Here is a 12,144-nt window from a genome sequence, read left to right on the forward strand (position 1 = left end):
CCCGTCGCGCTATCTCATTGCGACAGTTGAGGAGCTGGACAGTCAGCTATGGACGGTCAACAGCATCAAACCGAACACAGATAACACGGTTTCCCTGACCGTCGCGGAATACAGCGACGCCATCTACCAATAAGAACCGTCCCCGACCAACCGAACCCGGCCACCGCGCCGGGTTTTTTATGGAATCAATATGGCTACTACACCTACTAACCTGCCAGTACCGAGCGAATCTCCGTTCGATTTCAAATTCAACATAGGAAAAATCGACGAGGTTGTTACCTCTATGGGGTGGACCTATACCGATCGTTTCGGAAACCAGCACTATACAATTGAGGGGGTACGCTGGTTGGCGCAGCAGGCAGTATCAGCCTTTGGCTATATAACTCTGGATAGCTTCGAAGACGGTAATAACCTTACACTTCCTAACCAGGTTCTGCGCCTTGAAGCGACAGGCGAATACTACCGCTGGGATGGGCCGTTCCCTAAGGACGTGCCAGAGAATTCAACGCCTGATACCACTGGCGGTATTGGTGACGGGAAGTGGGTCAGTGTTGGGGATGCCGCTTTAAGGACAGAGCTAAGCAACGGTAAATACCGCAGTGACGCATTAGCTGTAAAATATGTTCCAGGGGTCGTCATCGATGGCACGACAGATAACCGCGCAGCAGTATACGCTTACACAGGACAAATTTATGTTCCGAAGGGTGTCCAGCTACGCTGTAATTTCCTGCCAGACGATGATGTAACAAAATTCATCGGTGAAGGGAAAATTCTTACTCGCGACCCATGGGGGAACGAGCATGTCTTTGATGTGGGTCTTGCAACCAACGGGACAGATTTTACAGCCCTTGGCACTCTTGCTCAATTTGCAAACAAACAGGGATACCCATCAACGATTGCTGATTGTCATGTCGGTATCATTGGAGATTCTATAACGGACGGAGCTTACAGTTCTGGGTGGACTGCAAACCCTACTGATGCCAGTGGTAATCTGAGCTCAACAAATTACAACCATAATCTTAATGGTGGATCATATTCATGGTTCAGGATATTCACTGACTGCCTAAACATGTTATCTGATAGCACAACAAATATCTTTAAAGGATACAACTGTGCCTCTTCAGGAAAGGCTTTAGCCACAGGTTGGGGGTATGCTAACTTTGATTATGGGTTCTTCCAGAACTCCGCATATGGAAAAACTGCGCCTGATGTTCTTTTCGTTAGCCTCGGATATAATGATAACAGTGAATTACCGACCATCGGGTTTGATCAGTATTTTCACGAATTCGAAAAGATTATAAGAAAAGCATGGGGTTATGGAAGCCCTATTTGCTTTGTTACAATAAACAATAACGATGCACCAAAGGCGTTTCTTGAATCAGCGATAAAGAAACGCATCGAGCGATTATTTCCAAAAGTCGAATTTCTTGACCTATCGATAGCCACAACTGACGCTTACGCAGATATCGGAGCATACTCCATCTCTGACGTAGCAAAACGGGATGGCGGTACTGTATTTGACCAGAGTCATCCTTCGACAATTGGTCACGCATACATCGGTGCTTATGCTGCCAAAGAAGTTTTTAAAGAAAGAGTTTACTTAGCCACAAAAAATAAAAATCTCATCCCAACAACACAACTTTCTTTTATTGGGTTGGGGTATCCATCTGGTTCGAGATATATACCATCTATTGCTACCCTTAGCGGAGGTGATTATCTTGATGCACTTGGTGGGTGGGGTATGATTTCTGTTGCATCTGAAAATGTAACATGCAGATACTTTATATGGAGTGATGTTAGTGATGTGGCAGTGAATGTTTTTGAGCCATTTAACCCTACATACACTACACCTGATAGAACAAATACATATGCAGTAATTCTAAACGATATCCGTAACCCAGCATATATTTCAGGCTCTTTGGCAAGTAATGGTATTGCTTCATTTTCTGGGAAACAAACAACTTACATAGGAACCATTAAAAAAGGTTTAAATATAGTATCAATTTCTTATGGCGGGGCACCATCAAAGCTATTCCCTCCAGGGTTAATGTTCAGGGACCAGATGATGACGTGCTACACTGGCTTTGCATTTGTAAATTTATCTTCCGGATAAGTAAAGGGAATGACTGGAGGTGTTGTAACGGTAAACGATCTTACATTGGGGTATAATTTATCAAGCCATGACGATGAAATTCCAGACATGATTATGGCAACCAAATTGTCTCAAATAAATATAGTTGAACTTGATTCACTGCCTGTTGGTGGTGTGATTATTTTCAACTACAAGCAGAAACAAAAGTCTGGATGCGGTGTGGGTAGATCTTCTTCAGGTGCTTTATCGTTTTACACATTAAGTGGAAATACTTTAACCTCCATAGGTACAGTGACCGCAGATCTATCTGGTAAAGTAAAAGTCATAAAAGGAGGAGATAATATTACGGTATATCCAACAAGCGGGAGTATACAGAGCCAATCCATTAATGGTTATTCTGGTGGTAAAGCTTGCTTAATGAATAACTCGCCCAGTAGCATTACTATTACATTGTCTGGTTTCTTTGCTCGCGGGTACTAGTAAGTATATTATTCCCGCAATAATAAATAAATGAAATTGAGGGCGTATCACATGATAGATACGCCCTTTGTTAACTATCAAATTAACACTTAAGATCTCCAAGTGATATCAATGCATAGGAATCGATATTGTATATTTTTATAAATAAATCTTCGGATGTGGGTTTATAACCACGCTTGCAAAATTCATTCTTTAATTCTTTGCTTAATTTCCTATCAAAAGAGAATTGAATGTTGTTAAAATTATAATTTTGCATTTTTTTTGTAATAGTCCAGTCGTACCCGGGTATAATAATATGCTTGAGGTATGGTTTTGCCAACATTGTATTTTGAACTGATTGTGTATATTTATTGTAACCAAAGACGACTGCGGTGTTTTTATTCCCAGCCATAAGTGAAATTGCATTGTATGCAATAAGATTATCATATTCCTCTTGTTTATTAGTGGCATTTCCATAGGAATATGATAAGGAGAATATTGAAACAAAATAAGTAAAACATGTTAAAATAGAAAGATACTTAACTCGTGAGCTAATATTAAACAAAAGTAATAATATAAAACCACTAGACATGAAGACCCTTGGGAAGGTTGTTGATTCCTTCAAGATTGCCGTTGGTCCAAACGTAATTAAAATTAACAGTACTAATGATAATAGCGTTACAATTAACAGGTGAAAGTTTTTAATTAAATTCTTGTTTTCTTTAGACTGAAATATCAGCACAAGCAAAGAAAGTATAGTAGATGCTAATAATAATAACGCTGGAGCGTGGAATCCTGAGTTAAAAACATCACGCAACATTATGATTATCTTTTCAACATAGGATGATAGATAACTCACAGGGTCTTCAGTATTGAAAATGAGATCGCTTCTCATATTGGAAAAGTTAATTGCTGGCAATATTACCTTACTATAAAAAAGATATGCTACAACAAATGTAATAGAAGACCTTAATATTGTTATAGTTAGTGATGGTAATTTTTTATCATTTGACAAAAAAACGTGGTAACAAGAAACAACTATTGCGCATAGATAAACTGACATCCCAGGTTGATACATACTAAGACAGGAAACTATAAGTAAGACTGCAATAATATCAAATTTCAAGCTTTTATTTGTTGTACAGTAAGCCGCGAATACACAACTAAGCACTGAAAGAGACATTGACATTCCGTCAAATCGGTATGACATGTTTTGCAGAAAAAATGGTGTCATCCAAAGCATGCACGAAATACAGATGGATGGTAGTGTAAATCTATTGCCAGTCATTTTTATCATCAAGTATGATGAATAAGATAACGCCAATAAAGAAATCAGCAGCCCTAACGGAAAAACATCGACTCCTGTTAGTGACTGAGATAGGAAATTATAAGTATAATCAGTTAGTGGTCTGCCTAAATAATACCACCCAGTCAATCCTGATAGAGATCTTTCATTGTCATCAACATAATACGAGTTAGACAATATTAATGGAAAGAAATAAATAATGCTTATAAAAAGCAAAATGTAAAAAGATTTTTTATGGTTAATCTCTCGCTCAAAAATATCAATTCTCACGGCTCCCTCCAATAGCATTTTTTGTGTGTTTTAATAAGTATTTTGGCCTTTGTTTTGTTTCCAAATAAATTCGGCCTATGTATTCACCAAGAACTCCGATTCCTATTAATTGCACGCCGCCAAGAAAAAGTATTGATACAAGAAGAGATGGGTATCCGGGTACGCTATTGCCAAAAATCAATTTATCGACAATCATCCATACACCATAGAGGAATGAAAGTCCAGCTACAAATAACCCAATATACGTCCACATGCGAAGAGGGAAAGTTGAGAAACTAGTAATACCTTCCAATGCAAGATTCCATAACTTCCATCCGTTGAATTTCGAATCACCTGCAACTCGTTCTGCGCGGGCATATTCAACGACATCGGTGCGGCCACCAACCCAACTCAGTACACCCTTCATAAACAGGTTGCGCTCTGGCATGAGCTTAATGTTTTCCACAACATCACGCGACATAAGACGGAAGTCACCAACGTTTTCTTCAATCTTTGGATTGCTGATCTTGTTGTGCAGCTTATAGAACCACTCAGCTGTCTTGCGCTTCAGTCTGCCATCAGTGGAGCGGTCAGAACGCTTGGCAAGAACCATGTCAGCCCCGGCCTGCCATTTCTCTATCAGGTGCGGAATGACTTCGATGGGGTCTTGTAAGTCTACGTCAATCGGGATAATGGCTTCACCGTTTGCGTGGTCAAGTCCAGCGAATAGCGCAGGTTCTTTCCCAAAGTTGCGAGTGAATGACAGTGGAACAACAAGCGGATCGGCAACAGCAAGCGCGTTGATAATTGATTCTGTCGCGTCTTTGCTGCCGTCGTTTATGAAGACTATCTCGACTTCATACTGCTGAAGCCCTTCAAATTCCCGCACCGTTTTATAAAAAATCGGTATCGCGTCTTCTTCGTTGAAGACGGGTACAACCAAAGAAATCTTCATTTCGCATCCCTAAAGACAATGAACTTTGAGTAAACAAAACCTGCTATAAGACTAAACGCGGAGAACCCTACAAGCGTTACAATCGGAGGAGCCCCTATAACATCTGCAATGTAGCCGGTTAATGCAGCCATCAGCCCCATGAAAACAACAAATGCTATGTATCGACCTGAAGTTGCCTGAGCATTAAAAGTCCATTTTGCATTTGCAAAGAAGCTGAAGGTAACAGCAATGCAAAATGCTATTACGTTAGCCAGAGCTTGCCCGACGCCAAAAAAATGAAGTAGAGCACCAAAGCATAACCAATGTAAGGCAGTGTTAATCACGCCAACTGAAACATAACGACTAAATATCTTTAACATTATAAAAATCAGTCAATTCGGAAAGGTCTGAAGTTTAGCACCACTGTGAAACTTGATCGACCCTCATATTTGACGATACTGTATATGCATACAGTTATTTTGTGAGGTGATTATGCCACGCACAGCAGACATACACGCAGCCTTTATTGCGGCCATACAGCTCAACCCTAAGGGCTATCGTTACCCGAGCACAGACGCATTCATAGAGAAATTGCGGGAGTTCAACTGGCACTACACGCGCGAAGAAGCGAATGCCTGGATAGAGCGATACCAAAAAGACTTTGCTGACAAGACGACAGACGGTAGCGATAACAGGTACTGGATCCTGCGTAACATGGGGAGGGTCCAGTAATAGGATTTGCATCACCTGCAAGCGATTATGTCGAGCGCCAACTTTCACCCGAGGTGATTTGCAACATCGGGGCAGAGAGCCGGGTTCTTGAAACTGATTCAGGATTTGCAGTCATTGAGCCAGCAGTGAAAAAAACACCCGGTGATTTACTTATCCTTTGCGACGGTCATACGCAGTTTGCGAAGTTGATGGGCAAGGCGCTCATTACAGATGATGGTGAGGCGATAGAGGGAAACGCACTCGAAGAGGTCGAAGTTCTTGGCCGAGTGACGTTCTTCATCAACCGCGCAATAGATGACGGATTACCGATATGATTACCAGGCTCAAGAAATCGGCTGGATCAGCTCCGGTCCCTGATTCTTAACATTCCCCACGGCACGCGTAACGGCATGCCAGATAAACTTGTCGGCGGGCACTGTCCCGTCGGCAATTATCTCCTCAGCTTCTTTCCCACCTGCATCCTGACGCATCCACTCGCGCGCCGCTTCCGGCGACAGAACCAGTGGCCGACGGTCATGAATATCGACCAGGCCTTTATCTGCGGCTGACGTCACTATCAGAAATCCTTCCGCTTCATCACCGCGCTCGAACGGCGTGCTGCCGATCGCCGCCATGAATATGGGCTGGCCGTCGGCACGGTGAATGAAGTAGGGTTGTTTCTTGTCGCCATCTTTCTTCCATTCGAACCATCCATCCGCAAAACAGATCGCCCGACCATGCTGCCAGAGAGACTTAAACATTCTGCTGGTGGCTGCGGTTTCGACGCGCGCGTTTGTCAGGGGTGCTTTATCCCACCACCCGGGCGCGTAGCCCCAGAACACCGGATCGAGATGTAACTGCTCGTGGCGTTCATTCAGCAGCAGCACTTTGGTGCCGGGCGCCACGTTGTACCGGCCAATTGGTTCCGGGTCATATGCAATGTCGCGATCGCCTTCATCGGCCAGGTAAGCCAGATATTCTTCACGGGTTTGGGCTTGTGCAAAACGTCCACACATAGAAACCTCCAGTCAGTCAGACTGAAAGTATAGGGCAAGAAAAAAGTAGTGCGCGCTAGTTAAGTCTTACAATCGGATCGGTGGTGATTATGGCGGGGAGGGCATAGCCAGTAAACAGGCTGATGAGGATTCTGGAATTGGCTGCGCAAAATTCTGCGTTTCTGGTGATTTGAGGGCGTGACATGTTTGTGCCATGGGTGTGACATATACCCATCGTTAAGTTACTGCATCTTTCAGTTTGTGCCATCAGCATTGTATGTGTGAATGCGGCCAATGCTAGTTAAAACAGTATGTTAAATGTAGTGCTTCTGATTCGTAATGCGAAGGTCGTAGGTTCTACTCCTATTATCGGCACCATTTCAACTTCTCCCGCTATCTCTTTTCGGATTCGTTTGGTTGCAATCTGAAGTTATATTTAAACGCCTAATCGCTTTGGTTTGTCTCCCCGCCTGGTTTGTTATCCGTTCTGTTGTGAACAGGTCGAGAATAACGGCAAGATATGCACAGTGTATTTAGCACAGACATACGTTACGTCGTACCGCAAAGTTATGGAGCAGAACCAGTTGACCGTATTCTGGTTTGAACTCTGCCCTGAGATGTGCATATCACCAACGTTAAGATGGTCATCCGAAAATCACCTTATTTCATATTAAACCGATTAAAGGGCTATAAAATTTTATCTTTTTTTCACACAAATAAATAAAGGAAGAGGAACATCGCCAAAAACAAAGGTATTGAGATATCTTCGAACGGTGAGCCTGTTGTTTTCCAGATCAAACATATCGAAAAGCAGCCCAGAGGCCTCTGTCTCGGTCATGCTGTCCCCGGGGTGAGCTGTTGTCTTCATATCACTCAGGTAAAAATCGCTTTTGTTTCTGCTCAGGACCGTGAATGTTATATCCCGATTAACGAGATGCGTATTGACGGGGGAAGGCTGTCTTGCTGATACCGAAGTACCAAAGATACTGATAATACTTTCAGTACCCGGTCGTATCACCACACTGATGGTTCCATTAAAGAGAAACTCTTGATCGCCCGGTGAATTCATTTGTAAGGTTCCAGAGCAGTTAACATTGCCACTTTTAGTCATGTTACTGATAGTGACAAGGATGCCTGAGAAAAACACAAATAAAGTAATTGTTAATAATTTATATTTTTTATTCATGGCTATATACGCTCTTGCAACTGGATAACTTTTTCTTGTTGCCAGCCTGATAACTGCATCTGCTGATGAATAAACGTCCTGCTTCATCAAAAATCAGGCTGTCTTCCTGCTGAGAGATATAAAAGCTTCCTGGGAGGCAAGGTATTGATTCTCTGGCTATCTTTTCAGTTAAGGTGAGTCTCACGGGGAGCAGTTCATGCGCACTTCTGAAAAACATATATACAGGGCAGCTGTCAATCGTACCGACCTGGTATACCCTGGATACTTTCATCTCATTAGTTTTAAGCTGAATATGATAACAAATAAGTAAGAACATGATTAATGACAATGCATTAAGGCCATGAAACCATACTAATCTTTTACTGTTTTTTGTAATGGAAGTCGTACTGTCCTCTTCAGTGCCTGTATCTGTATTAGTCTCTGTAAGAGACATCCCCTGTTCGACCGTGTCAGGTAGAAAATCATCACTGAATAAACGGGTATCCGGAAGCAACAGGTCTTGTTTTTCTGCTCCGGGTTCGATCATTTTCACTTCTACATCTTTGTTCATCACAAAACCGGTACGTGGAATAGTGATGATGATATCGGCTGTTTCACCAAGTAACTGAAAATTTTTTCTAATCAACGATACATATTGTGTAAGTGTATTGTTGGACGCTTTATAACCGTACTCATCCCATACGCAATTGAGAATTTCTTCACGGGTTAAAGTTGACCCCTGATATCTGATAAATAACGACAGCAACCTTGAGGCCGTTGCTGGAAGAAGGATCGAGTCATAACTCTTACAGTTAGTTAAAGAACACTGAGCGTCATCATAAACAATATTCTCATTGAAAATATAGAGCATAACCCGTCCTTATCCTTCAGGTCTTACCTGCGGAACTTTTACCTGTATGAAATAGTGAAACTGATTTTGGCGCAGATTTTAGCATATTAAACATATCTGTCACGCGAATATGATGGTGTTTTGTTATTTACAATAACTATCATATCAAAATTTAGAATTGTCCTTCCGACATGAATGTTTTATATACATTCTGATAGTTCGTAAAACTCTCTCAATGATGAGCCTTATTTCTATATAAAAGAATAAAAAAATTAATATTGCACATATACTCAGATGAATCATCTGATATTTATATATTTTGCAATATATTATATAAAAAATTAGAAGTCAGAGTTATGATTGTTTCATTGCAGACGGACACGCTGAAGCAAACGAAAGTAAGGATAAACACTGCGATACAGATAAAAGAAGGGTATGAAACATGCTGATAATGAATGATACACTTGAAAAGAAATGTTCTTACATTGTGAAATGGATGTTACGCCTTTCCTTCAGCCTGTTATTAATACTTATGATAACTGTATCGTGGGAGCAGAAATCCTCTGTAGAGTAAAAACAAAAAAAGGATACATACTTAATCAGCTGCATATCGAAGAACTTGAGGTGCCTGAGCGTGCAGATTTTTATGCAAGAGAGCTTTTACTGAAAACGGCAGAACTGTTAAGGAAAAATGACGGCGCAGGCGAAATCCCATCGGGCTTTGTTTTTTCTCTGAATATCACCTGTGGTCAGATAAGCTCTAAAACTATCAGGAATGCGGTAGTGAGGTTTAAGAGTTATTTCAAAACAGATGTGGTGATCCTGCTTGAGATAGTGGAAAGAAATATTACTGACGCGACCAGTGATATTCTGAATGCAATCGCATTCTATAATTCTATCGGAGTGAAGTTCGCTATTGATGATGCTGGGATAAACACTGCTGCAATGAAATTTTTTGGCGTAAGTAATGTTTCAATTCTAAAACTGGATCGCTCGGTTACGCAGATAAAAGAGAACTTTGAACTAATTTACCGGAAGTTAATTGATGGCATCGTAAAAGTATCCTCTCTGTGCGGGGTGCATATTGTTGCGGAAGGGGTGGAAAATCAACATCAGAAAGAGGCTCTGGGAAACGCTGGAATCATACATATGCAAGGGTATTTTTTTTCACGACCTTTATCCGTAGCTGCTTTTTGTGATTTTATGAAACACTACCGCTGACAGGACGGATACCATGACAGTAAAAAAAACAGTTTTTCTCATATCCGATGATTATTTTTACCTTAATGGGTTGGGGTTTTTATTAAAGAATGAAAATAATCTAAATGTTTTTTGTCATTATGTAGATCAAAACCAGCAGGAATGTTTTTCTGATGGTATTCCTTTTGAAAACTATAATGAAAAAAGCATCATTATACTGGCAGTGGATGACTTGCACCTCATCAGGAATTTCGCTGCGCGTTTTAGAACTAATATTGTCTTTTCTCTGAGAACCCTCGGCAAAAGAGAAATGGCGCTTTGTTATAAAGGTTTTCTGGTAATTAACAGATGCCTTTCATCATGGCGGATGTTAGATGTAATTAAGAAGTACGGGAGGGTAAGTTTTATGCCTGGCATATCTCTTACCCAAAAAGAGGAACAGGTGATTTTCAACTATTTTAACTTAACCGGTGCCCAGTTTAGTTCCTTTAAGTATAAAACTGGGGTTAAGAAAATTAGTCATTATAAACGTTCTGCTTATCAGAAAATGTTGGTTAATGGTGATGGGGAAGCTCATTTTGTAGTGAAAGCATTAAGTGAAATTAGAACAGGGATGCTATAACCGCTGTCCCATGGTTTACCTCTGTTTGTTTATTGCCAAAATTCATTTGTTTGAACAGATGAAGTGCTTAATACTGAAAATTAATAACTCAACGCTTTATGTTTTTTTGTAGTGCCTGGTGATTTTCACCATTCTAAGTAAGGGGTTTGATAAGGATGTTTTCACATCTCCTTATTACAACTCTATCGTGTATAAATATGATCTAAGGATATAGACATGAAAAAAAGTGCTATTGCGTTAACGCTGTTTGCTGTTCTGGGTGCAACTGTAAATTCTGCGAATGCTGCATCGACAGGAACCATTACCTTTAATGGTCAACTGACTGCCACTACCTGTGATGCCGTCGTTGATACACAGGGTGCAGATGCAACGGTTATTCTGCCTACCGTTGGTACCAACCAGTTGACTACTGCAGGCCAGACCGCGGGGCGTACGGGATTTAATATTGCCCTGACTAATTGCCAGGGCACTCTGCAAAACGCCTCCGCGTTCTTTGAAGCAGGTCCGACCGTGGATTTAGCCAGCGGACATCTGCTGAATAAGACCGGAACGGCAACCGGCGTCAGCCTGCAGCTGCGTGATGAGTCCTCTGCTACTGGAGGTGTCATTGTGGCGGGTAACGGCAATCAGGCTGCCAACACAACTTATGTTGATGTTTCATCCGGCAGTGCAAATCTGCCTTATTCAGTTGAGTATTTTGCTGATGCTGCAACCACTGCCGGGACAGTTATCAGCCAGGTGGTTTACTCCATTCAGTACATGTAATTCAACGTACTTTATTAATCAGGGGGGCTTCGGCCCCCTTTCAGAGAGAGTGGAATTATGCCTATGCAGCGGAAGCATACCTTTTTTTTTATTCAGACACTGAGTTCACTATGCATGCTTTTTCTGGTGCTGCTTAGCGCGCCCGTGAAAGCCAGTATTGTTATTACCGGTACCCGGGTGATTTACTCTCAGGGCGAGCGCTCTGTCAGTGTGAAACTTAATAATAATGGTAAATCCCCCGTACTTATCCAGAGTTGGGTTGATGATGGCGTTATGGGCAAATCACCAGATACCAGCACTGCCCCCTTTATTGTGACGCCACCGATAAACCGTGTTGATCCCGGCAAAGGTCAGACACTACAGATCAGTTTTACCGGAAAACAGCTTCCTTCAGATAAAGAGTCAGTATTCTGGCTTAACGTGCTTGAAGTGCCAGCACGTAACAGTGCAAAGAAAGATGATAATTTTTTACAAATCGCTTTTCGTACCCGGATAAAACTTTTTTATCGGCCGCAGGCGCTTCAGGGGAAATCCATTGAAGCTCCGGATAAGCTCGAATGGAAAACCGTAGACGGGAAATTACAGGCCATCAATAAAACGCCCTGGAATGTATCTATTTCTGGCGTAAAAGCGAATGGAAAAAAGACCGAAGGGAAAATGATAGCACCTTTTGATGCTGAGTCGTTTCCGTTGCAGGTAAGGCATGGACAAACGATTCACTTTGACGCCGTCAATGATTATGGCGCAGTCACTGCGAAATCTGCTGCTGTTCAATAACGTCTGTTTGACAGGGAAT

At 41.7% G+C, this 12,144-nt stretch carries 14 protein-coding genes; 8 read left to right on the forward strand and 6 right to left on the reverse strand.

Annotation, left to right across the window (positions count from 1 at the left end; all coding sequences use genetic code 11):
- Nucleotides 1–190: 190 nt before the first annotated feature.
- Together ACOTXC_RS08275 and ACOTXC_RS08280 are read left to right on the forward strand one after the other, a co-directional pair.
- Nucleotides 191–2,113: a hypothetical protein gene (locus tag ACOTXC_RS08275; protein ID WP_185806755.1), complete on the forward strand. Its 1,923-nt coding sequence runs from the start codon at nucleotides 191–193 to the stop codon at nucleotides 2,111–2,113.
- A 9-nt stretch (nucleotides 2,114–2,122) separates the two neighbouring features.
- A complete protein-coding gene (locus ACOTXC_RS08280) occupies nucleotides 2,123–2,572 on the forward strand; it encodes a hypothetical protein (RefSeq protein ID WP_126490817.1) in 450 nt (149 codons plus the stop codon).
- Nucleotides 2,573–2,654: 82 nt separating this feature from the next.
- On the opposite strand, the gene ACOTXC_RS08285 is transcribed toward ACOTXC_RS08280, so the two are convergent.
- From ACOTXC_RS08285 to ACOTXC_RS08295, 3 genes are read right to left on the reverse strand one after another with little or no spacing between them, the layout of a single operon-like run.
- Complete coding sequence (locus ACOTXC_RS08285) at nucleotides 2,655–4,127, reverse strand: glucosyltransferase domain-containing protein (protein WP_421767562.1); 1,473 nt, start codon at nucleotides 4,125–4,127, stop codon at nucleotides 2,655–2,657.
- On the reverse strand, nucleotides 4,117–5,061 hold the full coding sequence (locus ACOTXC_RS08290; protein WP_126490819.1) for a glycosyltransferase family 2 protein: 945 nt from the start codon (nucleotides 5,059–5,061) through the stop codon (nucleotides 4,117–4,119). Before ACOTXC_RS08290 ends, ACOTXC_RS08285 begins: the two co-directional genes overlap by 11 nt.
- Nucleotides 5,058–5,420: a GtrA family protein gene (locus tag ACOTXC_RS08295; protein ID WP_126490820.1), complete on the reverse strand. Its 363-nt coding sequence runs from the start codon at nucleotides 5,418–5,420 to the stop codon at nucleotides 5,058–5,060. Before ACOTXC_RS08295 ends, ACOTXC_RS08290 begins: the two co-directional genes overlap by 4 nt.
- 112 nt (nucleotides 5,421–5,532) lie before the next feature.
- Between ACOTXC_RS08295 and ACOTXC_RS08300 the strand changes: the two genes are divergently transcribed.
- Both ACOTXC_RS08300 and ACOTXC_RS08305 read left to right on the forward strand, forming a co-directional pair.
- Entirely contained in the window at nucleotides 5,533–5,772 is a 240-nt protein-coding gene (locus tag ACOTXC_RS08300; RefSeq protein WP_126490659.1) for a hypothetical protein, read from the forward strand.
- The gene (locus ACOTXC_RS08305; RefSeq protein WP_126490660.1) at nucleotides 5,772–6,086 is read left to right on the forward strand and encodes a hypothetical protein; all 315 of its coding nucleotides are present in this window, start codon (nucleotides 5,772–5,774) and stop codon (nucleotides 6,084–6,086) included. Before ACOTXC_RS08300 ends, ACOTXC_RS08305 begins: the two co-directional genes overlap by 1 nt.
- A 9-nt stretch (nucleotides 6,087–6,095) precedes the next feature.
- On the opposite strand, the gene ACOTXC_RS08310 is transcribed toward ACOTXC_RS08305, so the two are convergent.
- The 3 genes from ACOTXC_RS08310 to ACOTXC_RS08320 form a co-directional block, all read right to left on the reverse strand.
- Nucleotides 6,096–6,767 (reverse strand): SOS response-associated peptidase, encoded by a 672-nt coding sequence (locus ACOTXC_RS08310; RefSeq protein WP_126490661.1) that lies wholly within the window; start codon nucleotides 6,765–6,767, stop codon nucleotides 6,096–6,098.
- Between the two features lie 676 nt (nucleotides 6,768–7,443).
- Nucleotides 7,444–7,932 carry a hypothetical protein gene (locus ACOTXC_RS08315; protein ID WP_185806753.1) on the reverse strand — a complete coding sequence of 163 codons (489 nt, stop codon included), beginning with the start codon at nucleotides 7,930–7,932 and terminating at the stop codon, nucleotides 7,444–7,446.
- Nucleotides 7,925–8,782 carry a winged helix-turn-helix domain-containing protein gene (locus ACOTXC_RS08320; RefSeq protein WP_126490663.1) on the reverse strand — a complete coding sequence of 286 codons (858 nt, stop codon included), beginning with the start codon at nucleotides 8,780–8,782 and terminating at the stop codon, nucleotides 7,925–7,927. The genes ACOTXC_RS08315 and ACOTXC_RS08320 overlap by 8 nt, the downstream gene beginning before the upstream one ends.
- Nucleotides 8,783–9,235: 453 nt before the next feature.
- Between ACOTXC_RS08320 and ACOTXC_RS08325 the strand changes: the two genes are divergently transcribed.
- From ACOTXC_RS08325 to ACOTXC_RS08340, 4 genes are all read left to right on the forward strand, one after another.
- Nucleotides 9,236–9,982: an EAL domain-containing protein gene (locus ACOTXC_RS08325; protein ID WP_126490664.1), complete on the forward strand. Its 747-nt coding sequence runs from the start codon at nucleotides 9,236–9,238 to the stop codon at nucleotides 9,980–9,982.
- Between the two features lie 13 nt (nucleotides 9,983–9,995).
- Nucleotides 9,996–10,583, forward strand: a complete 588-nt coding sequence (locus tag ACOTXC_RS08330) for a hypothetical protein (protein ID WP_126314634.1) — start codon at nucleotides 9,996–9,998, stop codon at nucleotides 10,581–10,583.
- Between the two features lie 216 nt (nucleotides 10,584–10,799).
- Nucleotides 10,800–11,348, forward strand: coding sequence for a fimbrial protein (locus tag ACOTXC_RS08335; RefSeq protein ID WP_045622410.1), 549 nt, complete (start codon nucleotides 10,800–10,802; stop codon nucleotides 11,346–11,348).
- 63 nt (nucleotides 11,349–11,411) lie between these two features.
- Nucleotides 11,412–12,125, forward strand: coding sequence for a fimbrial biogenesis chaperone (locus tag ACOTXC_RS08340; protein WP_126490665.1), 714 nt, complete (start codon nucleotides 11,412–11,414; stop codon nucleotides 12,123–12,125).
- The last annotated feature ends 19 nt before the right edge of the window (nucleotides 12,126–12,144 follow it).

This window comes from Enterobacter cloacae complex sp. IR5428 (assembly GCF_049238585.1).
Taxonomy (GTDB): Bacteria; Pseudomonadota; Gammaproteobacteria; order Enterobacterales; family Enterobacteriaceae; genus Enterobacter; species Enterobacter intestinihominis.

Excerpts from the sequence above, each read along its gene's own strand:
- ACOTXC_RS08275 (WP_185806755.1), top strand. The coding sequence starts at position 191 with ATGGCTACTACACCTACTAACCTGCCAGTACCGAGCGAATCTCCGTTC.
- ACOTXC_RS08280 (WP_126490817.1), top strand. The coding sequence starts at position 2,123 with ATGACTGGAGGTGTTGTAACGGTAAACGATCTTACATTGGGGTATAAT.
- ACOTXC_RS08290 (WP_126490819.1), bottom strand. The coding sequence starts at position 5,061 with ATGAAGATTTCTTTGGTTGTACCCGTCTTCAACGAAGAAGACGCGATA.
- ACOTXC_RS08295 (WP_126490820.1), bottom strand. The coding sequence starts at position 5,420 with ATGTTAAAGATATTTAGTCGTTATGTTTCAGTTGGCGTGATTAACACT.
- ACOTXC_RS08300 (WP_126490659.1), top strand. The coding sequence starts at position 5,533 with ATGCCACGCACAGCAGACATACACGCAGCCTTTATTGCGGCCATACAG.
- ACOTXC_RS08310 (WP_126490661.1), bottom strand. The coding sequence starts at position 6,767 with ATGTGTGGACGTTTTGCACAAGCCCAAACCCGTGAAGAATATCTGGCT.
- ACOTXC_RS08315 (WP_185806753.1), bottom strand. The coding sequence starts at position 7,932 with ATGAATAAAAAATATAAATTATTAACAATTACTTTATTTGTGTTTTTC.
- ACOTXC_RS08320 (WP_126490663.1), bottom strand. The coding sequence starts at position 8,782 with ATGCTCTATATTTTCAATGAGAATATTGTTTATGATGACGCTCAGTGT.
- ACOTXC_RS08325 (WP_126490664.1), top strand. The coding sequence starts at position 9,236 with ATGTTCTTACATTGTGAAATGGATGTTACGCCTTTCCTTCAGCCTGTT.
- ACOTXC_RS08330 (WP_126314634.1), top strand. The coding sequence starts at position 9,996 with ATGACAGTAAAAAAAACAGTTTTTCTCATATCCGATGATTATTTTTAC.
- ACOTXC_RS08335 (WP_045622410.1), top strand. The coding sequence starts at position 10,800 with ATGAAAAAAAGTGCTATTGCGTTAACGCTGTTTGCTGTTCTGGGTGCA.
- ACOTXC_RS08340 (WP_126490665.1), top strand. The coding sequence starts at position 11,412 with ATGCAGCGGAAGCATACCTTTTTTTTTATTCAGACACTGAGTTCACTA.